23 protein-coding genes and 1 pseudogene are annotated in these 24,384 nt (G+C 40.8%); 17 read left to right on the top strand and 7 right to left on the bottom strand.

Annotated features, from left to right (window positions below; genetic code table 11):
• The first annotated feature begins 52 nt into the window (after positions 1-52).
• The 12 genes from KO511_RS21565 (at position 53) to KO511_RS21510 (ending at position 12,961) form a co-directional block, all read left to right on the top strand.
• On the top strand, positions 53-541 hold the full coding sequence (locus KO511_RS21565; protein WP_125322210.1) for a MarR family winged helix-turn-helix transcriptional regulator: 489 nt from the start codon (positions 53-55) through the stop codon (positions 539-541).
• A 78-nt stretch (positions 542-619) separates the two neighbouring features.
• On the top strand, positions 620-1,135 hold the full coding sequence (locus KO511_RS21560; RefSeq protein WP_215989441.1) for a GNAT family N-acetyltransferase: 516 nt from the start codon (positions 620-622) through the stop codon (positions 1,133-1,135).
• A 262-nt stretch (positions 1,136-1,397) separates the two neighbouring features.
• Positions 1,398-2,933 (top strand): methyl-accepting chemotaxis protein, encoded by a 1,536-nt coding sequence (locus KO511_RS21555; RefSeq protein ID WP_215989440.1) that lies wholly within the window; start codon positions 1,398-1,400, stop codon positions 2,931-2,933.
• A gap of 25 nt (positions 2,934-2,958) precedes the next feature.
• A complete protein-coding gene (locus KO511_RS21550) occupies positions 2,959-3,687 on the top strand; it encodes a transporter substrate-binding domain-containing protein (RefSeq protein ID WP_215989439.1) in 729 nt (242 codons plus the stop codon).
• Positions 3,688-4,292: 605 nt separating this feature from the next.
• A complete protein-coding gene (gene cyoA, locus KO511_RS21545; RefSeq protein WP_215989438.1) occupies positions 4,293-5,174 on the top strand; it encodes a ubiquinol oxidase subunit II in 882 nt (293 codons plus the stop codon).
• Positions 5,175-5,179: 5 nt separating this feature from the next.
• Entirely contained in the window at positions 5,180-7,216 is a 2,037-nt protein-coding gene (gene cyoB / locus KO511_RS21540; RefSeq protein WP_215989437.1) for a cytochrome o ubiquinol oxidase subunit I, read from the top strand.
• Positions 7,206-7,811: a cytochrome o ubiquinol oxidase subunit III gene (gene cyoC / locus KO511_RS21535; RefSeq protein ID WP_215989436.1), complete on the top strand. Its 606-nt coding sequence runs from the start codon at positions 7,206-7,208 to the stop codon at positions 7,809-7,811. The genes cyoB and cyoC overlap by 11 nt, the downstream gene beginning before the upstream one ends.
• Positions 7,811-8,122, top strand: a complete 312-nt coding sequence (cyoD, locus tag KO511_RS21530) for a cytochrome o ubiquinol oxidase subunit IV (RefSeq protein WP_215989435.1) — start codon at positions 7,811-7,813, stop codon at positions 8,120-8,122. Before cyoC ends, cyoD begins: the two co-directional genes overlap by 1 nt.
• A gap of 8 nt (positions 8,123-8,130) precedes the next feature.
• On the top strand, positions 8,131-8,997 hold the full coding sequence (cyoE, locus tag KO511_RS21525) for a heme o synthase (RefSeq protein WP_215989434.1): 867 nt from the start codon (positions 8,131-8,133) through the stop codon (positions 8,995-8,997).
• A 399-nt stretch (positions 8,998-9,396) separates the two neighbouring features.
• Positions 9,397-11,328 (top strand): HAMP domain-containing methyl-accepting chemotaxis protein, encoded by a 1,932-nt coding sequence (locus KO511_RS21520; RefSeq protein ID WP_215989433.1) that lies wholly within the window; start codon positions 9,397-9,399, stop codon positions 11,326-11,328.
• A 154-nt stretch (positions 11,329-11,482) separates the two neighbouring features.
• Entirely contained in the window at positions 11,483-11,890 is a 408-nt protein-coding gene (locus tag KO511_RS21515; protein WP_215989432.1) for a GNAT family N-acetyltransferase, read from the top strand.
• A gap of 276 nt (positions 11,891-12,166) precedes the next feature.
• Complete coding sequence (locus tag KO511_RS21510; RefSeq protein ID WP_215989431.1) at positions 12,167-12,961, top strand: MBL fold metallo-hydrolase; 795 nt, start codon at positions 12,167-12,169, stop codon at positions 12,959-12,961.
• A 23-nt stretch (positions 12,962-12,984) separates the two neighbouring features.
• Here the strand turns inward: KO511_RS21510 and KO511_RS21505 are convergent, their stop codons facing one another.
• Both KO511_RS21505 and uraH read right to left on the bottom strand, forming a co-directional pair.
• A complete protein-coding gene (locus KO511_RS21505) occupies positions 12,985-13,854 on the bottom strand; it encodes an alpha/beta fold hydrolase (protein WP_215989430.1) in 870 nt (289 codons plus the stop codon).
• 172 nt (positions 13,855-14,026) lie between these two features.
• Entirely contained in the window at positions 14,027-14,368 is a 342-nt protein-coding gene (uraH, locus tag KO511_RS21500; protein ID WP_215989429.1) for a hydroxyisourate hydrolase, read from the bottom strand.
• A 251-nt stretch (positions 14,369-14,619) separates the two neighbouring features.
• On the opposite strand from uraH, the gene KO511_RS21495 reads away from it, so the two are divergent.
• Both KO511_RS21495 and KO511_RS21490 read left to right on the top strand, forming a co-directional pair.
• Positions 14,620-15,030, top strand: coding sequence for a thiol-disulfide oxidoreductase DCC family protein (locus tag KO511_RS21495; protein ID WP_215989428.1), 411 nt, complete (start codon positions 14,620-14,622; stop codon positions 15,028-15,030).
• Positions 15,031-15,045: 15 nt separating this feature from the next.
• Positions 15,046-15,732 (top strand): flavin reductase family protein, encoded by a 687-nt coding sequence (locus KO511_RS21490; RefSeq protein WP_215989427.1) that lies wholly within the window; start codon positions 15,046-15,048, stop codon positions 15,730-15,732.
• Position 15,733: 1 nt separating this feature from the next.
• Here the strand turns inward: KO511_RS21490 and KO511_RS21485 are convergent, their stop codons facing one another.
• Both KO511_RS21485 and KO511_RS21480 read right to left on the bottom strand, forming a co-directional pair.
• Entirely contained in the window at positions 15,734-17,197 is a 1,464-nt protein-coding gene (locus KO511_RS21485; RefSeq protein ID WP_215989426.1) for an FAD-binding domain-containing protein, read from the bottom strand.
• 553 nt (positions 17,198-17,750) lie between these two features.
• The gene (locus KO511_RS21480) at positions 17,751-18,734 is read right to left on the bottom strand and encodes an aldo/keto reductase (protein ID WP_215989425.1); all 984 of its coding nucleotides are present in this window, start codon (positions 18,732-18,734) and stop codon (positions 17,751-17,753) included.
• A gap of 60 nt (positions 18,735-18,794) precedes the next feature.
• Between KO511_RS21480 and KO511_RS21475 the strand changes: the two genes are divergently transcribed.
• Entirely contained in the window at positions 18,795-19,754 is a 960-nt protein-coding gene (locus KO511_RS21475; protein ID WP_215989424.1) for a LysR family transcriptional regulator, read from the top strand.
• Between the two features lie 55 nt (positions 19,755-19,809).
• Here the strand turns inward: KO511_RS21475 and KO511_RS21470 are convergent, their stop codons facing one another.
• Positions 19,810-20,049 (bottom strand): RNA recognition motif domain-containing protein, encoded by a 240-nt coding sequence (locus tag KO511_RS21470; protein ID WP_215989423.1) that lies wholly within the window; start codon positions 20,047-20,049, stop codon positions 19,810-19,812.
• Positions 20,050-20,555: 506 nt separating this feature from the next.
• Here KO511_RS21470 and hppD point away from each other — a divergent pair.
• Positions 20,556-21,758 (top strand): 4-hydroxyphenylpyruvate dioxygenase, encoded by a 1,203-nt coding sequence (gene hppD / locus KO511_RS21465; protein WP_215989422.1) that lies wholly within the window; start codon positions 20,556-20,558, stop codon positions 21,756-21,758.
• Between the two features lie 388 nt (positions 21,759-22,146).
• Here hppD and KO511_RS21460 read toward each other — a convergent pair whose 3' ends face one another.
• Positions 22,147-22,578 carry a DUF2000 domain-containing protein gene (locus tag KO511_RS21460; RefSeq protein ID WP_215989421.1) on the bottom strand — a complete coding sequence of 144 codons (432 nt, stop codon included), beginning with the start codon at positions 22,576-22,578 and terminating at the stop codon, positions 22,147-22,149.
• A 122-nt stretch (positions 22,579-22,700) separates the two neighbouring features.
• Between KO511_RS21460 and KO511_RS21455 the strand changes: the two genes are divergently transcribed.
• The gene (locus tag KO511_RS21455) at positions 22,701-23,144 is read left to right on the top strand and encodes an Lrp/AsnC family transcriptional regulator (protein WP_215989420.1); all 444 of its coding nucleotides are present in this window, start codon (positions 22,701-22,703) and stop codon (positions 23,142-23,144) included.
• A 22-nt stretch (positions 23,145-23,166) separates the two neighbouring features.
• Here the strand turns inward: KO511_RS21455 and KO511_RS21450 are convergent.
• Positions 23,167-23,502 (bottom strand): annotated as a pseudogene (locus KO511_RS21450) (site-specific integrase); the annotation flags it as partial.
• Positions 23,503-24,384: the final 882 nt, after the last annotated feature.

Here is a 24,384-nt window from a genome sequence, read left to right as displayed (position 1 = left end):
AGTATCTTAACATAAAGATATCCATATTGACTGCTTGGGGAGGGAAGAACTAATGGATGATATTGATCGGTTAGTTGCGCAATGGGCGACAGAAAAGCCAGAGTTAGATACAGAACCTATGGCTATTATGGGAAGGCTTCTCAGGATCGCCAAAAAAATGGAAACGCGAGTAGCTCAACTTCACAAGCAGTATGACTTGACGCTAGGGGAGTTTGATGTTTTAGCGACCTTGCGCCGCAGTGGTGAACCGTTCTGGCTAACTCCTTCCGAGCTGATTGATTCGATGATGCTTACTTCAGGAGCAATGACTAATCGTTTGGATAAGCTCACTTCTAAAGGACTGATTGCAAGGCAACATAACCAATCTGATCGTCGTAGTGTGCCTGTTCAGCTTACAGAAAAAGGGCTTTTATTGATCGAAAAAATTATTGAAGAACATGTGAAAGTACAACACAGTCTGGTGAAGGGAATGAGCAAAGAACAAAAGCAGCAAATTAACCAAAGTTTAAAATCGTTGATGTTTGAACTTGAATCACAATAGACCTAACTTAGTATTTTTGGCAACTTAATATCTGTTTGCCTATTACTTTACACTGTAAATTACTTTTAGAGATGGATTATGCAGCCAGTAATTGAGACACAAAGACTTATTTTAAGGCCCTTTCGCTTATCAGACAGCGAACGAGTGGCTCTACTAGCTGGAAATCAACTAGTTTCACACATGACCGCAAATATACCTTACCCATATACAGTAGAAATGGCATCTGAGTGGATAAAGAGTCATACAGAGAAGTTTGAACAACGAAGCGCAGTTATCTTTGCTATCACGATTAGGGGAAATGATAGTATTGTTGGTGCCGTAAGTTTTCCTTCGATAAAAGGTGACCTCGCTACCTTAGGTTACTGGATAGGGTGCGAGCACTGGGGGCAGGGTATCACGCTAGAAGCTGCAAAGGCACTCATTAGTTACGCGAAACGTGAACTCAATGTTGCTGAATTGGAAGTTCAACATCTGGTCGAGAATAGACAGTCCTGCTCTGTTATTAAAAAACTAGGGATGCAGTATAAAGAGAAGAGAAAGATCAGCATAAAAGGACAAACGCGTGAGGTATGTTCCTATAATACCTTTTTGTAGTGTCGCTGATACTTGGTACGTAAAATATTATTTTCCTGCAAAGGAATTTGATTGCTATTTGAATGAAATTTTTACAGCTGACACGTAAGTTTAGGCATGATTTAGTAAACACTTCACCTTTTTGAAATTTACAATTCATATAAATGACAATGCTATCAATAGCATATATTGTGATTTAAATCTCATTTATTATCTTATTTGCTAATTGATTAATCAGTTACTACTTTTTTAGTAACTGGCGAAAAATCATGAGGGCCTAGTTTTGAAAAGGTTAAAGGTAGTATTTATCGTTCAAGTGATCGTGGCGCTTACGTTGGTTTTGCTGGTGTCTGCTTTTATCAAGTATCAGAACTTTAAGGGAAATTTGAATCAAGAGCTCAAATTAAATGTTGAACGAACTAGCCAACGCATGTCTATCAGTTTGCCCAAAGCAGTGTGGGACTTTGATTTAGACACAGCTAAAGTCGCAATGTCGGCAGAATTGGATTTGCCCGAAATCTCGGCTATCCAACTTATAGATGCTCAAGACAGTGAGCTACTGTTTTTGACACAGGAAGTCGAAGGTGAAGAGATAAAATTAATTGATGTAACTGATAAAGAAGCCTATCCGGTGGAGCAAAGCCAGACCTCGGAACTTACTTTTGTTGATTATGGAGAAGAAAATACTGTCGGTAAGGTAGTGGTTTTCTTCGACACGCATGCAATGGATGTCAAACTGGCGGATTCATTGAGAACCAGTATTATCGAATTAGTTATTCTTGATTTAATACTTTCTATTGTAATTATTGCTGCTTTGTCTATTACAGTTTTAAGGCCAATTGCTCAATTGACGGATGTCATCAAAGACCTTGCGTCTGGTGATGGTGACTTAACCAACAAGTTGGCTCCGGCAAAGTACCGAGAGTTTGATGCAATCACAAACGGTATAAATATATTCACAGAATCCCTGCGCGTTATTGTAAAAGAAGTGAATGAATCTTCTGAAGCGCTCGGTGAGAAAGCCCAGGCTAACGGAGCAACAGCGCGAAAAAATGCTGACAGCCTAGATTCGCAGAAGCATCAGTTAACGACCGTTGCAGCAGCAGCGACTGAGTTAAATCAGTCAGTCGCTATTGTAGCAGACACTGCATCAGAAACTGCAGACCAAGCTCAGACTGCTACTGGACTTGCTTCCACTGTAAACGACGCAATTGAAAGCTCAGCCACTGACATTATCAACATGCGTGAAGAGATGAATCATGTCAATGCGGAAATGCATATCTTGGTTGAAGAAGGTGAGAAGATCACCACCGTTTTGAATGTGATTAATGATATTTCAGAACAAACTAATTTACTTGCTTTAAATGCAGCGATTGAGGCTGCACGAGCTGGTGAACAGGGACGCGGTTTTGCCGTCGTTGCCGATGAGGTTCGAAACCTTGCTGTTAAAACAAGTGAGTCGACCGAACAAATACAGAAAAATATTACTGCCTTGGGCTCTGCAACTAAATCAGTTGAAGATGAGTTAACACGTATTGCAACTTTATTGGAAGATACAGCGACGCGAGTGAGTGAATCCCAGTCTTCTGTCGGAGAAGTTCAGAGTTTGATCACTGTCATCTCGGATCGTAGTGGTCAAATATCACAAGCTACTGACGAACAAAGAATGGCGGTAGAGGAAATAAGTCGAGCAATTGTCGAAGCATCTGAAGCGACTAATGAAGTGGCGTCAGGTGCTGATCAAAATGCACAAACAACAGAGGAAGTGCTTAGCTTAAGCCAGAGTATTGCAAGCCATATGTCTAAATTCCGAACTTAAGTTAAATAGTTATTGAGGACCTGTTATGAAAAACGTTTTATTGCTGGCCGTTGCGGCCCTTTTTTCGGTGCAGAGTGTTGCTGCAACCATAACGGCAGCCCAAGATCCATGGGCTCCCTTTGTCCAGAAAGATACCAGTAGTCCCGGTGTTTCGGTTGAGATTTTAACAGAAGCGATGAAAACACAGGGTTATGACGTAGATTTTAAAATAATGCCTTGGACCCGAGCTTTAAACGAAGTTAAAGATGGAAGAATTGATATATTGGTCGCCACATGGTTTACTAACGAAAGAACGGCTTTTCTCAACTACAGCGAACCCTATCTTGAAAATTCACTCAAGTTTATCAAACGTAAAGGTGATGCTTTTGAATACAATGGTATGGATAGTTTATCGGGAAAAACGGTAGGTATCATTCGTAATTACGGTTATGGCGATGATTTTCTTGGTGCAAGTAACTTTAAGAAACCTGAAGCCAACGACTTAGTTTCCAATGCGAAGAAGTTGATAGCAAAACGTATAGATCTGACTCTAGAAGATGAATTGGTGGCAAAGTCTACTTTATCCGGAGCCGGTATGAATGTGGCTGATTTTGATTTCACTAATAATGCTCTATCTGTCAATCCTCTTCATGTGACGTCGGGCTTGGCTAATTCAAATAATGGCAAATATATTGATGCCTTTAACAAAGGACTAGCCGAGATTAAAGCCAATGGAACCTTCGACAAAATTTTAGCCAAATATGGAATAAAGTAATGCCTTCCCTTGGTTGTATTGATTATGAAAACTCCAAGTGATGGTTGTTAAATATCACTTACAGCGTTTACCTTTTGTCCTAGGCAATACTTGTCTAGGGCAAAAAGATCCTATATATGTTTTCTAGTTGAATATTAGTTAGGCAATATAAAGTGCAATTAAATACCATATAAATACTATGGGAGTTTATATTTGTGATTTAAATCACTCTTTATTTTTATCCAGCGTTGCAACAATTACTCTAGTACTCATATGTCTATTTACACCTTTCCTATCCCTTAGTTATTGTAAATAAAAGATATTTATATTATTTAGCATAACTCTTACTAATATTTATCATTTTATTTTCATTTTTGGAATGTTAGTTTTCGAATTCGATAGGTGAGCTTCAATCTTGATATGAGCATAATGCGCTCCATGTAATATGGTATTTCAAAGTGTCACAAATAAACCGCATAAGTAACATGGTTATTTAAGTTCGGTTGATTTGTTTACTTTCTGCTTTGCTGCCGATGTTACACGCTCAACACATAAACATTCTAATGAATATAACAACTGGTTTTCAGTGTTTTAACTCTGAATACAGACAAACATCGAGAAAGTTAATGGAAGCCTCAAGATATAAACGCATCTTGTCGAGGGGGAGTTTGGCGACGGCCATCCTTTTTCTCTCAGGGTGCAATTCTGCTTTGCTTGACCCCAAAGGCGCTATTGGTGTCCAACAAAAAGAGCTGATTATTACTGCTCTTTTGCTGATGCTAATTGTCGTCATACCTGTAATTCTGATGACAGTGTATTTCGCTTACCGATACCGAGATACCAATACTGACGAAGAGTATGCGCCTGACTGGTCACATTCGACTAAGATAGAAGTCGTCGTATGGACTATTCCTATCATTATCATCGCTATTCTTGCCGTTATTACATGGCGTTCAACTCACGAACTGGAGCCTTCTAAGCCTCTTGAGAGTGATGTAAAGCCTATGACGATTGAAGTAGTGTCACTGGATTGGAAATGGTTGTTTATCTACCCTGAAGAGCATATTGCGACTGTCAATTATGTTGCTTTTCCAAAAGATGTACCTGTGACGTTTAGACTTACTTCTGACAACATTATGAATGCATTCTTTATCCCTCGTTTAGGCTCGCAGATCTACGCTATGCCAGGTATGGTAACTAAGCTAAATTTGATTGCTAACCATGAAGGTGACTACAGAGGCATTGCTTCTAATTTTAGTGGCGAAGGCTTTTCTCAGATGAAATTCACTGCATCAGCACTGCCTGATCGTACTGCCTTCCTTAATTGGGTACAAGAAGTGAAGGCGAGTCCAGACAGAATTGAAGACTGGGAGCAATTCCGCTCTCTTGCTGAACCAAGTGTTGCAGAACCCGTCACTCTATTCTCAAGTGTTCCGCCATTTCTATTTACTGATGTCGTGACACAGCATCCTGGTTCAATGAACTGTTTGCCTGAAAACCAAGGATAACCGTAATGTTTGGAAGATTAACTCTAGACTCAATTCCTTACCACGAACCTATTATTGTGATCACCTTGGCGCTTGTCGCTTTGGTTGGTTTAGCAGTTGTGGTCGCGGTAACTAAAGCAGGGAAATGGCAGTACCTGTGGAATGAATGGTTTACATCAGTAGACCATAAGAAGCTTGGCTTCATGTACATCGCTGTAGCGATGGTAATGCTAATTCGTGGCTTTGCTGATGCAGTTATGATGCGAAGTCAGCAATTGCTTTCTTCTGCTGGAGAAGCAGGCTATTTACCACCTCATCACTATGATCAGATTTTTACTGCTCATGGTGTTATAATGATTTTTTTCGTCGCCATGCCGTTAGTTATTGGTTTGATGAATATTATTGTACCGCTGCAAATCGGTGCTCGTGATGTGGCTTTCCCTTACTTGAATAACCTAAGTTTCTGGCTATTTATAGTCGGTGTCATTTTGACTAATATGTCACTTGGCTTAGGTGAATTTGGCCGTACAGGTTGGTTAGCCTACCCGCCATTGTCTGGTATTGAGGCCAGTCCAGGAGTCGGGGTCGATTATTGGATCTGGGCACTACAGATATCCGGTGTTGGTACCACATTGACAGGGGTGAACTTCTTCGCAACGATACTGCGTATGCGTGCACCGTCGATGCCAATCATGAAGATGCCTGTGTTCACTTGGGCTTCCTTATGCGCTAATATCCTTATCATCATCTCGTTCCCAATCCTGACGGTCACCATTGCACTTCTGACTCTGGATAGATATTTAGGATTCCACTTCTTTACCAATGATCTTGGTGGCAACGTAATGATGTATGTCAACTTGATTTGGGCTTGGGGTCATCCAGAAGTATACATATTGGTTCTGCCTGTTTTTGGTGTGTTCTCAGAAGTAACGTCGACCTTCTGTCGTAAGAAGTTATTCGGTTATACCTCTTTGGTATGGGCAACAGTGGCGATTACTATTTTGGCGTTTGTGGTTTGGTTGCATCACTTCTTTACCATGGGCTCGGGGGCGAATGTTAATGCCTTCTTTGGCATCGCGACTATGATTATCTCCATTCCTACTGGTGTGAAGATTTTCAACTGGCTATTCACCATGTACAAAGGTCGTATTCGCTTTACCACACCAATGATGTGGACGGTTGGATTCCTTATTACCTTCACTGTTGGTGGAATGACGGGCGTATTGATGGCCGTTCCTGGTGCTGACTTTGTATTACACAACTCGGTATTCCTGATTGCTCACTTCCATAATGTGATTATTGGTGGTGTTGTGTTTGGTTGTTTTGCAGCCATCACTTATTGGTTCCCCAAAGCGACAGGTTTCATGATGAATGAGTCATGGGGCAAGAGAGCTTTCTACCTGTGGATAGTAGGATTCCTAATGGCATTCCTACCTCTATATGCGCTCGGATTTATGGGTATGACCCGTCGTTTGAGCCAAGATATTAACCCAGATTTCTTCCCACTGCTTGCTGTAGCGGCTGCAGGTACTGTAGTGATTGCTATGGGTGTTGCTTGTCAGTTTATTCAAATTTATGTGAGTATTCGTGACCGAGAGCAAAACCGTGATCTCACTGGAGATCCATGGGATGCACGCACCTTTGAGTGGGCGACGTCTTCACCACCACCATTTTACAACTTTGCTCACCTACCAAAAGGCGATGAACTAGATGCGTTCTGGTATCAAAAGCAAAATGGTGAGTTTGATCCGACGAAAGAAGTTGAATACGAGCGTATCCATATGCCTAAGAATACACCAACAGGAATTTATGTTTCTGCTTGGGCACTCGTCTTTGGCTTTGCAATGATCTGGTATATCTGGTGGTTAGCGGCAGCAAGTCTTGTTGGTATCGTTGTTACTTGTATCCAACATAGTTATAACGATGATGTTGATTACTACGTTGAGGTTGATGAAATCAAGGCGATTGAAGCAGAGCGACGTGCTCAGCTTGAAGAAGCGAAAAAGCAACCTCAGCAAAGCGATGATAAGAAGGATGATTTGGAGGTGACGTATGCAAGCTAATCCTGTATCTCACGATCAGCATGATCATCACCATCATGATACAAGCGGTAACAAACTGTTTGGCTTTTGGGTTTACTTGATGAGTGACTGTGTATTGTTTGCGACGTTGTTCGCGACCTACGCAGTACTGCAAAGTGGTTCTATCAGCGGCCCAACAGGACAAGATATATTCGAGCTGCCATTTGTGTTCGTAGAAACCATGTTACTGCTCTTTAGTAGTATTACTTTTGGTTTTGGAATGATCGCGATGAAACGCCAAGATGTGGCGGGGCTCAAGCGTTGGTTAAAAGTTACTTTCCTGCTTGGCCTTGGCTTTATTGGTATGGAAATTTATGAGTTCCACCACTTGATCGCAGCAGGTCATGGACCAGAGAAGAGCGCTTTCTTGTCTGCTTTCTTCACTCTGGTAGGTACACACGGTCTTCACGTCACCTTTGGTCTTATCTGGTTAGCCGTTTGCTATCACCAGCTATCAACTAAAGGTCTTAACGATAATATGGCGATGCGCTTCAACTGCTTAAGCCTGTTCTGGCACTTCCTCGATATTGTATGGATTTGTGTCTTCACTATCGTTTACTTGCTGGGGGTAATGTAATGGCTCAACACTTGGAAACTGGCGCGTCAGATTATGTGAAAGGCTTCATTGCATCGTTGATCTTGACCGTAATACCTTTCTATTTTGTCTGGAGCCAATCGCTTCCTGATACGGCTACCTATGTATTATTGTTTGGTTGTGCGATTGTGCAGATCTTTGTCCACTTCAAATACTTCCTGCACATGGAAGTAAAAACTGAAGATGGTCGTTGGAATTTTGTATCGCTGATGTTTACTGCCATTGTTGTATTGATCTTAATCGCAGGTTCGGTGTGGATCATCTATAACATGACCGTTAACATGAAATTATAGGTCGGAGTATGCTGAAAAGTTATTTGTCTATTACCAAGCCAGGCATCATTTTCGGCAACCTGATTTCTGTTGCGGCGGGGTTCTTCCTTGCCGCAAAAACAGAAGACGTTAGCGTAGCTTTATTATTGGCAACCCTCGCTGGCGTGGGTTTTGTGATTGCGTCAGGTTGTGTAGTAAACAACATTTTTGATCGAGATATTGATCAAAAGATGAAGCGCACTCAAAACAGAGATCTTGCCAAAGGTAACATTAATATTGATGTTGCCTTTGTCTATGCCCTGATTTTATTGCTTGGTGGAACTGCCATTTTATTTCAAATGGCCAATCCTTTATCTGCGGTTGTAGTTTTACTCGGTTACGTATTCTACGTTTTTTTCTACACTATGTGGTATAAACGTACTTCTGTTTACGGTACTTTAGTGGGTAGTATTTCAGGTGCTGTTCCTCCACTTGTCGGCTACTTGGCGGTCACAAATTACATTAGTTTAGAAGCAATCTTATTGTTCATTATGTTTTGCTTATGGCAAATGCCACATTCATATGCCATTGCTATGTTCCGTATGCAAGACTACCGAGATGCGGGGATTCCAGTTTTACCAGTGAAACAAGGGATCGATAAAGCTCACCGTCATATGAAGGCTTATGTTGTAGCCTTTGCTGTTACTTCACTAGCGTTATTTGTACTTGGTGAAGCTGGTTATGAATACTTGGCAGTGACCGCATTGGCATGCTTCATGTGGATGAAAGTAACCTTCAAGAAGGTTGGTGAGGATAACTATATACCTTGGTCCAAAACGGTATTTAAAGTGTCCTTATTAGTCGTGATGGGAGTCAGTGGCGTTCTAGGCGTTGAGCTGATTTCGTTACCTATTTAGTTAATGGTTGTCCCTTTTTTACTTTTCTAGGCTAATATTGGTTTTGAAAGTCTGAAAATTTTCCAGATATGGTTGTGTAAGTAAAGTAAATAAGGGGCGCTTTTTCGCCATTTCTAACCATACTGCGACAACGAATAAACGGGCGTATTTGATGGAATAATGGCCCAGATAACGATGGTTTTGCTTCTTCTTCGCTACCTTAAAACCCCGTAGCTAAGTAAGATTAGAATGTATTTTCAGCTTGTTTTCAACCTTACTTCACTCCGATTTTTCCCTTCACAAACATTTGTTTATTTTCATCAATTAATGTGACTAGACCAATTTGAATTGTTGCATGTAGATCCTAGGCTTATTGTACGTCACTCTTAAGTACAGCCTTAATCTAACTGGTGAGTTTATATGCAATTTTTATATAATTTAAAAATGAGTCTCAAGCTTGCTGGTGCCTTTGGCATGCTTGTGATTATGACCGCAGTGGTTACCTTAAATGGCATGGTGGGGGTATCTCGTCTTAATAGTGAAGTTGAGATTGCTGATGATTTTAATCGAATTGTTAAATATACAAGTGAAATACGCATTGCCGAGAAAAATCTCGCCTTACGTAATGATGAAGCTTACGTCACTGAAATAAAAAAGCTGATCTCTATGAGTAATGGGCTTGCGAGTGATATACAAGCTAGGGTCAGTGAGCCGACCGTGGGTGATTTACTTACCCAAGTTGTAGACTCTTTAAATACCTACCAAACAGCGTTAGATCAATACGTATCTCAGAAGCGCCAGCAAGCGTCAGCGGGTGAAGATATGCGAAAGTATGCACGTCAAGTCGATGAAATTGTGGCTAATATTCGGATAATTGAAAAACAAGAAGTTGAGCAACTTTTTCAATTCAACGCGCCAGCTGAAGATATTCTGACATCAATTAGAATCGCTGATGACGCAAATCGAATGATTAAATGGATGCTAGAAGCGAGGCGAGCAGAGAAAAATTTTATTTTGTCTGGAGATGAAAAAGCGATAAAAGATGTCCGTGATACTTTGTCTGATATGTATTTATTAATGAAAAGCTTCCCTGAGGATACGCCTAAGCTCAAAGATCTAGAAAGTGCGATACTGCTTTACCAGAAAGCCTTTGATAACTACCTTGAGGTTAATGAGCAAAGCATTGAAACAAACAAGTTAATGTTAACAGAGGCGCGTGAAGTCGAGAGCCTGACCTCAGAGGCTCGAAAAATTGGCAAAGAAATGCTTGAAGAGTTTGAAGAAAGCCTTAGAGTGACTAACTTATTGATTGCTTTTGTAGCAATTCTTCTTGGGGTGGGTGTTTCAATACTAATGACTAAGATGACAGTGCCCCCACTAAAGCGTGCTGTGAAGGTTAGTCAACGCATTGCGTCTGGTGACCTGGGTATTACTATTGAAGTTAATCGAAGTGATGAAATCGGTGAGCTCTTGCGCGCTATTGCCGCTATGACCGAGCAACTTCGAGATATGATAGGTAACCTTTCAACCAATATTGAAAGTATCGCTGATTCGTCTGAAGATTTGTCATCACTCACGACAAAAACGAGTGATGGTGTAGGTAAGCAGAAACAAGATATTGATCAGGTTGCGACAGCAATGACTGAAATGAGTTCATCAGCCCATGAAGTTGCACAAAAGGCGAATACAACCTCAGATGCCGCTAATCTTGCAAACGCCCAAACAGTGAAAGGTAATGAACTCATTAGCACCACCGTCGATGGGATGAGTCAACTCGCGGTAGCGATTGGTCAATCCCAAGAGGTTATCCAACGAGTCAAGGGTGATAGTGAAAATATTGCCACCATTCTAGATGTAATTAAAAATATTTCAGATCAAACTAACTTGTTAGCACTAAATGCAGCGATAGAAGCTGCACGTGCGGGAGAGCATGGACGAGGCTTTGCGGTGGTTGCTGATGAAGTGCGCTCGCTTGCCCAAAAAACTCAAGAATCTACGGTTGAAATCGAGAAAATGATAGAGGTGCTCAAATCTGGCGCTGAATCTGCGGTTGCAGAAATGGTGAAAAGTAAGAAGCAGGTCGACGGTATGGTAGAGCAAACTGAGCAGGTCAAAGAGTCTTTGTCATCCATTTCAAACGAAGTAAGCACGATTACCGAAATGAATGCTCAAATTGCTCAGGCAGTTAATGAGCAAGGAAAAGTGGCTGAAGATGTCAGCCAACGTATGAATACGATTAGTGATGTTGCAGATCAAACTTCTAGCGCATCTGATCAAACTTCTGAATCCAGTCGCAACCTTGCCCGAGTTGGTGAAGAGCTCAAACGTTTGAGTAGCTTCTTTAAAATGTGATTGTGATTAAGACACATCTTGGTCTAAGGCAGTTTAATTTCAGATTATGCTGCCTTTTTCGACTATCCATATCAAGTTACTTCTATGTTTAAAATTAATATCCTGATAGTTTTAATGAAAATATTATTTTGTGTGAGTTTTAGATAGAGGGTATATGGAAGTTTTAGTTCAAATCAGTAAAGAAATACAAGAGTCAGAAGTCGTGAGTTTGTATCGAGAAAATGGATGGTCTTCAGCACAATGCCCCGACAAGTTGATACCGGCATTATTGAATTCAGACACTTTAGTTACCGCAAGGGTAAATAATGAGTTAATTGGGCTAGGTAACGCAATATCCGATGGTTCACTTGTTGTTTATTTTCCACATTTACTTGTCCACCCTAACTATCAGGGTCTAGGTGTTGGGCGAAAGATAATGCAAGTTATGCAATCTAAGTACAAAAACGTTCACCAGCAAATGTTAACCTCAGATCTTGAAGCGGTTGAGTTTTACAAGGCTCTTGGCTTCGAACGAGCTGGTAAAACTGAGCCTATGTGGATTTATGCTGGAGACGATCATTAAAATTGCATGTCAGTTAGTATGCTAGCATGGCTTTAAGATAACTCATGGAGGACTAAGTTAGCGTTGTAGATAAGGTCGCATAATTATAGACATGACACTTATTGAAATAATGAGTTTGGTTTAACCTAAAGAACACACCTTAGCTCTTTGTCAGCACTGCTTAAATTGATGGTTGAAACAAATTATTACCATCTGTCTCTCACATGAGAACACATTAATGACTAAACTAACACTTAGTCTGTTCATAAAACGAACAAGCATAAGTAGGGGGAGTTAATGGACACTCAGACAATTCAGCATTTTTTTCACCCAGTATCGGGGAGCATCAGCTATGTTGTAGCTGATTCAGACACTAATGAATCTATTATTATCGACCCAGTGGCTGATTATGATGAGGATCATGGCAAAATTAGCTTTGAGTCTGCCCAGAATATCGTAGATTATATTGAACAGCATCACCTGCATGTGACTGCGATTTTAGAGACGCATATTCATGCTGATCATTTGTCTGGTTGTTTTCATCTTAGCAAAGTATTCAGAGCGCCCATTTATATTTCTGACCATGTTAAAGAAGTTTATGCTGGTTGGAAAGATGAGCTTTGCTTATCAGAATTATACCATTTTGAACATTTTCTAATGGATAGTGAGCAATTAGATTTTGGCCATTCACATCTCGAGGTGATTGAGACCCCAGGGCATACTGCTTCTGATTTAACCTTTAAGATTGGCGATGCTATTTTTGTTGGTGATTCATTGTTTCATCATGGAACTGGCCGAACAGATTTTCCCGGCGGTAGTGCTGAAAAAATGTATGAGTCCCTTTCCAAAATTTATGAGCTAAAAGATTCTACGGCAGTATACCTTTGTCATAATTACCCAAATCAAGACAGCGAACTCGTGTATAAAACGACGATTGGAGAGGAAAAACACGAAAATCAGATAATGGGTGAGCATACGACACAACAAGATTTTGTTACTCAGAGAGAGAACCGTGATAATCAATTGTCAAAGCCAAAACTTATCTCATCAGCATTGGAATACAATTTGACTGCTGGGAAGTCACACCATTAGGTGTGGCTATTGGGAACGGGAGTTTATCTAAATATAAATCCGATCATTGAGTGGGTAAACGCCTCTGGTTGCTCTAGCATTGGCGTATGCCCGCAATGTGCAATCGTTTCAATGTGGACATTCCTAAAACTTGGCTCAATCTTTGACCATGACGAAATTGGTGCAATGCTGTAGTCTTGCTCTCCTCCCAAAATCAAAATGGGAATCTGTAAGGATTGGGCGTATTGGCCTATTTCAACGCTGGAAAACACTTCGCCCCACAAGATGTCGAGGATCTGAGTTTGCATATTGACTTCATGCCACAGAGGTCGTTCGTCATAGTTGGCATCAAACCATCGCATTGCACCTGACCTATAGCATAGATGAGCAAATTTACGTTGCGGTTCTTGCTTGATATCTTGCTCGAGTTTTGGGAAGTTCTTTGCGAAGATAGATTTACGACTGGGGCTTGCATTGTTTTGCCAATTTTCCATTTGCAGTGTCTGCATCTCTTCAGAAAGGCTAGGCGCAGCGCCTACGATAGCACAGCCCAGCACTTTGTTAGGGTAACGATGACAAAAATTCAGTGCCATATAGGCGTGACCGGAATGACCTAGCACCCAGCTTGTTTCGATTCCCAGATTTTGCAAAATTGCTTCGGTATCTGATGATATCTTCTCAAGCGATGCATCATCATGGGTAATATCCCGACTACACTCGGCAAACCCTCTGTGGTCAATAAAAATGCAGCGAAAATGGTCGTACATCATCTCTGGCATAGTTCGCTGGTAATAGTCTGTGCTGCCAATGACGAGTAAATTTAGACCTTGTCCCTGTTCGATGATTTTTAATCTAAAACCGTCACGATCGACAAAATGAACCTGCTTGTTTTGCTTGTTTTGCTTTTTTTGCATGTTTGCTCCTTAGCACAATGGTAAAAAAGATTGATAGTCGATTTAAAGTGAGGTGTATCAGTGGATTCGTTTCATCAAACAGTTTAGCTATTAGTCTAGAGTAATGCGTAGAGTATCTTATAGATCAATACATTAGCAAAACAAATCTAACAATTAATAAACAAAAGCTAATTTAGCTTCCTCGGTATGAAGAAAAACCATAGGGAGAGACCAGCAGGGGTACGTGCATATGTGATTGTGGCTCACTGAGCCCAAATCGAATAACGATGTCGTCAAGAAAGCTGGGATCTTCGCTTTGTGCAAAATACCCACCAACATAAAAAATAAGCTGGTACTTGCCTATTTTGTAGTCATGCTCTTGCAGGAGTGGTGATTGGGTTCGCCCATCTTGGTTGGTTTCCATGGTGTTAAGTTTTTCCCATGTCTCGTCCTCTAGGCGATAGATCTCCACTTTAACCCCAGCCGCAGGCAAACCTTTCATCGTATCTAATACATGTGTAGTGAGTTTTGTCATTGGGCGTTATCTCGACTCTAAGGCTTATTTTTCGTATGTTTACAGTATAGGTAGACTTACGCTAGTGTAGGAAAATAAAGCATTTGTTAGTCTATTATTAAGAGAATTAGATTTTTGAGCTTGAGGGTCTTGTTAAGCCATTCTATTTGATGCTGTAGTGTGTGCTTGAAATCGTAATTTTGGAGATAGTTTACTGATCCAGATGATGTGGTCTGCGTATAGATTATCGGACAAAAAGGAAAAATAAAATCATGAATAAATTGACGCTGTTTTATGATGGAACCTGCCCTTTGTGCGTAAAGGAAATGCGCAGCATCAGACACAAAGATACTCATAGCCAGATAACGACTGTAGATATTTACAGCGAGGCTTTTAGTACCTATCCATATATCGACCCGACTGAAGCCGATAAGATACTCCATGCTATTGATGAAAATGGCAAGCTTTGGCTCGGATTAGATGCTGCTTATAGAGCCTGGCATATACTTGGGCGCGGTTGGATGTATGCCCCTTTAAGGTGGCGATTGATTAAACCATTAGCCGATAGGCTCTATTTATATTTTGCCAATAATCGTTATCGCATTTCGTATATTTTCACTGGTACGTCACGTTGTGACAATCAATGTGACATAAAGTCAGCACAAACCAAACGTGACAAGTAGTAAAGGAACGGCTTAATGAATTACGATTCACACAGTATTGCTATGATGGAACCGAAAACGAGAGCCCGATTTATAAATAGCTTGTCAGGCTTTAAAAGTGCTAACCTCATTGGTACATGTGATCTGGATGGAAACGAAAATTTAGCGATTGTTAGTTCTGCATTTCACTTGGGAGCAACGCCTCCTCTAATGGGAATGATCATAAGACCAAGTAGCGTTGAACGTCATACATTGGAAAACATTTTAGCGACTAAGTGCTACACTATAAACTCGGTTACACATGAATTTCTTGCCTCTGCTCACCAAACATCGGCCAGATATGGCAAGCTAGAATCAGAGTTTGAAAAAGCCAATCTTACCCCATACTACATCAGTGAATTTAATGCTCCCTTTGTGATGGAAAGTCCTCTGAAATTGGCGATGAACTTAGTAGAACATCAAACCTTGGCGATTAATGGCACAGAGCTGCTAATCGGTGAAATACAACATGTACTTATCTCTGATACTGCCGTGATGCCGGATGGGTATGTCGATATTGAAGCACTCGATATTTTGACTATCTCGGGTTTAGACAGTTATCACATCACGCAGAGAGTTGGTCGCTTGAGTTATGCAAAGCCTGATCAAAAGTTGCATCCACTGACGAAAGAGGGTGAACCTTCCTCATGGGATGCATTTGGACTCAGTGATTTTGATCGCTGAATTAACGATCTACCCTAACATGTCTGGATAGAATGCGTTGCCCTTCGGCTTTGACATCGGATCGGCTTCTCCATGACCAAAGACGCTGTCTGGCTTTTTGTGCTTCTGCTTTTAGGTCAATCACAGGATTAAGGTAAGGGCTGTCTGTAGGTAACTGATACATGGCGGCTTCAAGTGGAGCTAACGTCCATGGTTCAAACAGCAAAGGTGTCGGTACATGCTGTAATTCTGGAACCCATTGGTGAATAAATTCTCCGGTGGGATCCTGCTCTTGGGCCTGTTTGGTAGGATTGTATATTCGTATGGTATTGATGCCAGTCACCCCAGCTTGCATCTGAAACTGCGCATAATGAATACCTGGTTCGAAGTCGAGAAACTGCTGAGCTAAATGCGCGACACCCAAGCGCCAATCACAATGGAAATGATGAGTTAAAACGCTCACTAACATGGAACGCATGCGAAAGTTGAGGTAGCCTGTTTGGGTGACGCTGCGCATGCATGCATCGACCATGGGTAACCCTGTATTCCCGCTTTTCCACGCCTCTAGTAAACGCTTATCGTTTGGGCTTTGTTCAATCAATGCTTCATACGCATGGTTAATACACCTGTGTTCCATTTCACTCTCTGACTCGAACTTTTGTATGAAGTGACAGTGCCAATGAAGCCGAGAGCTGAGTGCGCTTAGACTGCGGCGCCAACCTGGGTTGTTCCAATGTGCAAGCAGTGCCTGGTACACTTCTCGTAAAGATACATTGCCCCATGCAAGGTAGGGTGATAGGCGAGAGCAAGCATGCTGGGCACTCAAGGGGCTGGAGAGATTTTTAAAGTAATCTTTGCCGCGGTGATTAAAAAAGCTGCTCAGTACTTGATGCGCATATCGGCTTCCACCATGCTGAAAGGGTTCGGTTTCGCTTTGCCATGAACTAGGCGGTGTGAAGATAAACTTATCTCTACACTGGTAATTCAAAATAGGTGAGCTCGCGGTGATAGTTACAGGCTCGACTGGGGCTCTCATTGTGCTATTCCACTTGGCATCCCATTTGTCTCTGTTTTTGGCGCCGCGAACCACAGCACCTTGCTGACTTTCAACCCACTCAATTTGGTGTGACTGAAACCAGTTAGCGAGCCTAATATCACGTTCGAACGTTTTTTTAAGGCCAATTTCTTGATGAGAAAATACGCTATCAATACTGTAATCCACAGCGATAGATTCAAAACACGCCAGAGCTTCTCCTTGCATAATGGTAACGCGATGGCCGTGTGAATTCAGTGTTTGATTGATATCTTGAAGTGACTGCCAGACGAAACGCCAATGCCTTTCAGAGTAATGCTTATCGTCCAAAAGCTCAGGTTCAAAAATGTACAGTATGAGAGTTTTTCTCCCGCCGCTTAATGCGCGGTTAAGCGGCGGGTGGTCGGTAAGACGGAGATCTCTTTTGAGCCAAACTAAATTGATTCGCTCCATTTTTTACTTCCAATGCAGTTAGTTACAAAAGTTTTACGTACAAACAGAGCTGAGGATCGTCTTATCTCAAATGTTCTTTGTAGTTTTTTGGCAGTATTTGTCTGCCGGTTTTGTGAACAAGGTAAAATGGTTCAAATAGCCTGTATCTTACCTCAATGATATCTCGCCCTTATATCTGAAACTGACACATAATGTTAATCTTCATCGCCGGAAACGTATACTGGTATATCGCTATGCCGATAGCCGGCTGACTTTTTTGGTATGAGACCTAAGGTACCTATAAACAAACCATAGGTGCGTTGATTGTGTGAGTATTACTGAACGTCCCTAAAGGGGTTAATCGTGAAAAGGTTGTGGAAAATCATTGAATACCAAATTTGTAACTTATAGATTTTAAATCTTTTAATATCAATTGTTACTCGCTTATTGAGGTGAAAGGAGCGACTTTTGGAATCTGAAGCCATCACTTCAAAAGATCATAAGCGGCTTAAAGCCGCTTTATGATCTTCAATTTGGACATAAGCTCTAACATTGAGTCGCAATCAAATTAGGCTTATACATTCACCCCTTTCATTCCCTCAGAGGTGTAACGCTCACCTGCGGGTTCAAATTCCGTAAGTATGCTTTCCAAAGAGACCAACTCTTCAGAAGGCAAGCTTATTGATGCCGCGCCGAAGTTATCGATAAGGTGATGGATTTTTTTGGTGCCTGGAATGGGCACTATATTGTCACCTTGTGCTAGGAGCCATGCTAGTGCCACTTGAGCGGGAGAGCAGGATTGACGACGAGCAATTTGCTCGACAGCAAACGATAAAGGACGGTTTGCTTCTAGGTTATCGGAAGAAAATCTGGGCAGGCCTTGGCGAGCATCGTTTTTATCAAAGTTGGCCTCTTTATTAAAGCGTCCAGTTAAAAAGCCTCGTCCTAATGGTGAATAAGGCACAAAGCCAATATCTAATTCTTTACATGTTGGCAGAACGTCTTTTTCGACATCTCTAGTCCACAGGGAATATTCTGTCTGCACGGCGCTTACTGGATGTACCGCGTGCGCTTTTCTTAATGTATTAGCGCTGACTTCCGATAGACCTATGTTTGCGATCTTTCCCTCATTGATAAGCTCAGAGAGGGTCTGCATGGTTGTTTCTATTGAGGCATTAGGATCTAAGCGATGAATATAATACAAGTCGATACAGTCAACGCCGAGACGCTGAAGTGAGTGCTCACACGAGGTTCTAATATAGCTTGGACTATTATCTATGCTTCTTTGGTATTCGCCCGGACGTCTGACTATTCCGCATTTAGTCGCTACCTTAACAGGGTATGAGGTTTGTTTTAGAAACTGACCAATCAACTGTTCGTTATGGTGGTTGCCATATGTATCTGCGGTATCAAGTAAGGTGCAACCTAATTCCACTGATTTGTGAAGTACTTCCATGGAGTTTTTGTCATCGCGTGGTCCGTAAAATTCGCTCATTCCCATACAGCCTAAACCGATAGCTGATACTTCTAATGTTTTGCCCAGTTTACGTGTTTTCATTTTTATCCTGCTTTGTTGGTGAGAGTGTTCCTAGTATGATTTCCAAAAATGGAGATTAATATGGCTAAAATTAGCAATCAGTTTTCCGATATTGGAAATCAGTTAAATTGGGATGACACCAGAGTATTTTTGGCCATTGCCAGAACTGGGACATTAAGTGGAGCTTCAAAACTTCTTGGAACAGGCATTGCAACCACATCGCGTCGTCTGGAAAGGCTAGAGAGTGCGTTAGGTATTCGGTTATTTACTCGCTCTCAACTTGGTTATCGTTTGACTGATGAAGGCGCTGATTTGATCTCCCAAGCAGAGACACTAGAACAGGCCGGATTTGCATTTGGTGTTGCAGCCAGTGTTAAGGATAATACTGTTAGCGGGCATGTTAGGTTAGCAACGGCGCAGGGACTTGCCGACGATTTTATTATCCCTGCGTTACCTGATTTTATTGAGGCTTACCCCAACTTAACGATTGAAATAGTTACGAGCGTAACGAGGGTTAATTTACACAAGCACGATGCCGATTTGGCGATAAGGATGGTTAGACCAGAATGTGGCAATATCAGTATTCGGCGATTAGGTAAGCTTGGCTTTGGACTTTATGCTGCAAAAAGTTATTTGCAGCGTAAACCAAGGTATGAAAACTCTGGCCAGCTGGAGAACCATGATTTTATTGGTTGGTCTGAACATCAGCAACACCTTCCTGCGGCTCAGTGGTTAACAAGAACTCTACGCGGTCGACCTTGCCGATTGACTACAACCAGTTTATCTGCGCAAGTCAGTGCTGCTCAAGCTGGGATAGGTTTGGCTATTCTTCCTCATTTTATTGGACAACAGAGAGAGTTAGTTTGCATACAAAGCGATGTGGGTTGCGATCAACCCATTTGGTCAGCGGTTCATACTGATTTATTACATTCAAGAAGAGTTAGAGCGGTTACGGAATTTTTGAGTGACTTAATTCAGACTAAGAGCCAAGTGTTGAAGGGTGGTGGTGAAGTGGTCAACAATCTGTGTCCATTGAAGTAATAGTACGATACTTGATTTGGATGACCACCTCGACCCTTTGGCTTACTGCTAGAGTTTAACTTTGAGCACGCTTAACTCGAATAGTACTTTTAGCGACACTTGAAAGATTCAAGTTTTGTATAGCGGTTTGCGCTTCTTTTTCATCAGGCATTTCGACAAACGCGAATCCTTTAGATAAGCCAGTTTCTTGGTCTAGCACCAAGTTACATTCTGTCACTTTGCCGTGAGCTGAGAATAGAACACGAATTTCGTGCTCGGTAATTGTACGAGTTAGATTGCGAACTAAAAGTTTCATATGATTTTGCCTAATGTAATTTGCTGCACAAGTGTCTCAGTTATCGGCAAGTAAACCAAGGTAAATCGGTGATGATTCTTTAAAATCGAGCCACCTCCTAAACCGGTTAATTTGTAGAGGGTTTATTGGTGGTGGCTATTGTGGCTATTGGGACAGGCACCTTTGATCTTTGCTTACAGAACCGTCATATCCCAGTAATCAAAAAATTGATAGTAGCGATGATTACATTTCTAAAAGTGTTTAGGTCGTTTATTGGCTTGTGCAGGATTTTGGTCTAACTTAAATGCCTGTCCTGGTAAATTCTTTAATGAAAGAAATAAAGACTTTTAAATCTAAGATGAAATTGAGTTGAAGGAGAGGATCCTTTGGACTATTCGGCCAGCTAGTGAGGCTCAAATATTCCACTTTGCAACTGAGTTCATTTTGGGGTTGTAATAATAATTAAAAATAGAATAACATGCCACTTTGTTTTTAAATATTTGATTTAAATGATAAAAAGGTGTTTTATGCAAAGTGAGTTATCCCATATTTCGAGCTTGGTTGGATCCGATGCTGGTGTGAAATATAGCAAAAGTGAACAGAGGCCGAAGTGTGGTGAGTATTTTGATTTTCATCATATTGAAATTTGGGTCAGTAATGCGTTTCAGGCAAAGATGTTTTATGAGACACATTTAGGATTTAAGTGCGTTGCATATGCTGGATTAGAAACGGGTGAAAAAAACTTTACTGCTTATGTTTTGCAGGGGGATCAAGCATATATAGTCGTTAAATCACCACTGTATCCAAACGATGAAATAATCGCCCCTTTTGTTAAAAAACATGGCGACGCCGTTCGTGATGTTGCTTTTTGTGTTGAAAATGTACAAAAAATGTTTGAACATGCAAAGGCGAGTGGTGCAGAGGTTATCCAACCACCGACTTTTAGTGAAGATGATAATGGTCAAGTACTCATTGCCAGTGTGTTAGCTTATGGTGATACTGTGCACTCTTTTATACAGCGTGATCAATATCGGGGCTTGTTTCTTCCGGGCTATCAGCCGATAGATCCTCACTTAGTGAATACTTTTGCAGAAAGTTTACCTCCTGTACCTATGGGCCGGATTGATCATGTTGTGGCAAACCAGCCACAAGGAAAAATGAATGAGGTCGTTGATTTTTATACAAACTCACTCAGTTTTAGACGCTTTTGGTCTGTTGATGACAAGCTTTTGCAAACAGGTACATCAGGGCTTAACTCTATCGTTGTCAGTGATTTTGATGAGCGAATAAAAATTCCAGTGAATCAGCCATCTACTCGATTTGATGGACGCTCGCAAACTCAAGAGTTTGTTGATTTTCATGGCTGTGGTGGTATTCAACATATCGCAATTTGTGTAGGCAACCTAGAGCAAACCGTTAAGTCACTAAAAGCACGAGGTTGTTACGTCTTACCTGTTCCTTGTGCCTATTATGATGAACTGCAATCTGCTTTATTTGAGAATGATTTAGATTTGGGCATCAGTGTTGATACAATGCGAGAATTGGATATCGTGGTGGACTATGACGACAAAGGATTTATCTTACAGATATTTACTCGACCAGTTGAAAGTAGACCGACACTTTTCTTCGAGTTTATGCAACGCAACAATCACGATGGTTTTGGCGCAGGTAACTTCAAATCGCTATTTAGCGCGATTGAAGCACAGCAAAAACTACGAGGAACGTTGTAGCTGATGTCGTAATAAACTGAAAACTCACTGCGCTAAACTAACAACTTAAAATTGCTGCCAAATATTTCGAATAACAGGTAACGTTGATAACACCAATAATAATGACATCGATATATTAAACCAACGTAAGTACGTTGGTTTTTCGAGATAGTGGCGAAGAAGTGAACCGAACAATAACCAAACACCAACACAAGGAAAGGATACAAAGAAAAAGGTGGTAGCAATTACCAAATTCTGCAATAGATAGTGCTCACCTACATTAGTAAATGTTGAGGTTGCTCCTTCATATCGAAGGTTAGGTTGATATATTAGACATACATAAATACCGCTAAATTAACGCCCAAGTTGCTATGAATGATTATTGCGGAGCACAATGCAATCAGTTAGCTTATTTGTACAAGCTAAATTTCTTTGTTACCTCTCGAATTACTTCTGTTTCACCAAATAGGCATAGCCCTAAGTAATTCAGCTCTAATTCTGGTGTCTCCTTTGTCTTGGACTGCTGTACTATTGAACCACCTTCAATCATAGTATTGGTAAAAACGGTGAATTTAATTCCTCGGGTAATAGCTTCTTTTCTCAACTTTCTAATTTTATTTGAGTTGTCTGCTTTCAAAACGATAAATGGGTAATGAGATACACTACGATGTAGATTGTTGTCCTGATCTGTATAGTCCACATAGACCGCATCATCAGACGTCAGCAAGTTCGATAAGCCAACGCTAATGTGGCCAAGAACATTGAATGTACGTCCGACATCCATTTTTTTATTCAAAATTGCAACAAATCGTTTTTTTGTTTCATCTGATAGATTATTCATCGGTTGACCTTAATGGGTAAAGAATGATTCATATGATTGTTGAATCTACTATATATAGATTTACACGAAATGTGCTTGCGTATATTGTTGTTAAATGGCCAATAGAACAATAAAATTGATGTATGGACATATATAACGACAGAATATTGCAAGAATTAACTGGCAATGGAAGGATCACGAATGCAGAGTTGGCACAAAAGATAGGCTTATCAGCATCTGCATGCTTACGCCGTGTTCAAGAGTTAGAGAGTAAAGGAATTATTAAAGGCTACCGTGTAGTACTTGATTACAAAGCACTTGGTCGCGGCTTTGTTGCATACGTTACAGTTGGCCTTGCTAAACATACAAGTGAAGCACAGAAAAATTTTGAAGATGCCATTTCTCTATCACATGAAGTTGTGGAGTGTCATAACGTAACGGGGGGATTTGAATACTTACTACGTGTAGAAACTGCAGATTTAAAAAGCTATAAGGCATTTCACTCTGATACCCTTGGAATGCTACCCCATGTTGCCATGATTACAACCCATGTGGTTATGGAATCTACCAAGGATGAACGAGCATAATTAGACAAAGTGTGTGACCTTTAAGCTGGACTTCATTTGGCGTAAATACGCTCGGAACTTTGCGCTGCTTTTTAGCATAAGTAAAACCTAGGTCACCAAGCGGCCGCTGTAAAAATTGGTTGTAAAGGTACGCAATCGCATTAAGCGCGACTTTTTGAGTGTTGATAGCGACGTGTTGCTCATTAGCAAGATAAGACAGATAGGATGTTACCTCAGTTGGCCCCATATCTTGAGGATGCTTTAGCTTATGAAAGCGAATGAAGTATTTTATCCAGTATAAATGGGCCTTTTCAGTTTTGATACTATAGCCTCGCATTCGCATGTGCCTGCGGATTTCATCGATGAATTTGCTTACCATTTTTTCACCTCCTAGAACTGTATTTTTATACAGTTTATTGGTGTTAGACGGAGTTTGAGTATGAAAAATGGCTTGTTTTATCAGGAGCAGTGGCTCGTTTTTATGTGAAGGAGAAATAAGAATTTGATATATATTCTTTAATTTTTAGTGGGTTATGGTAGGTTGATTGTAAGTTAGGCTGGCGGGAAAGCGAGCCAGCCTATTATTAATAATGTTATACGTTTTCGGAGAATAATAGGTAAATTTATGTTTAAAAGTATTTCTATAATAACTGCATTACTATTTGCTGCTAGCTCATTTGCTTCAAATATACAATCAGCTAAGATAACTAGGTTACACCTAAATTCTAATGGTTTTGTTTACGTTAAATTAGATAAAACTAGAACTTCTACATGTACTGGTAATTCAGCAAATGAGTTTTATGTAATTGATCTATCGACTAGGCGTGGAGAGTTGCAATATACACACGCTTTATCTATGTTTCATACGCAAACACTTGTGGATATTAACGGTACGAATCAGTGTGTAAGCCCCCACAATATCGAATCAATTTCTGACTTTCAGGCCTTCAGATAAAACGTATAACAAGTTACTCAAAAGGACAGATAACAGTTGGCTTTTGCTCCTTCGTCGCTTATTTTAGCCAACTTTTTTTTGAATATCAGTGCGTTTATTTAAACACTGTTTCAGCCATCAAGCTGTGGGTATCTATTTCTGGAAAGTCTTTGAGTGACTGCTATTCAAATGCGAATAAATGAAGCTTTTTCTTATTAAGAGCGATTTTGGCGATCATTGCCTGTGCTTGGCTGCCTACCGCAGTGACGTGGAATTTCTCCAATTGTGTACAAACCTTTAGCCAGTTATTTATGTTTCCCCCGAGCC

The sequence above is a fragment of the Vibrio hepatarius genome, from assembly GCF_018860525.1.
GTDB lineage: Bacteria > Pseudomonadota > Gammaproteobacteria > Enterobacterales > Vibrionaceae > Vibrio > Vibrio hepatarius_B.
This window is presented reverse-complemented; position numbering and strand designations above follow the sequence as displayed.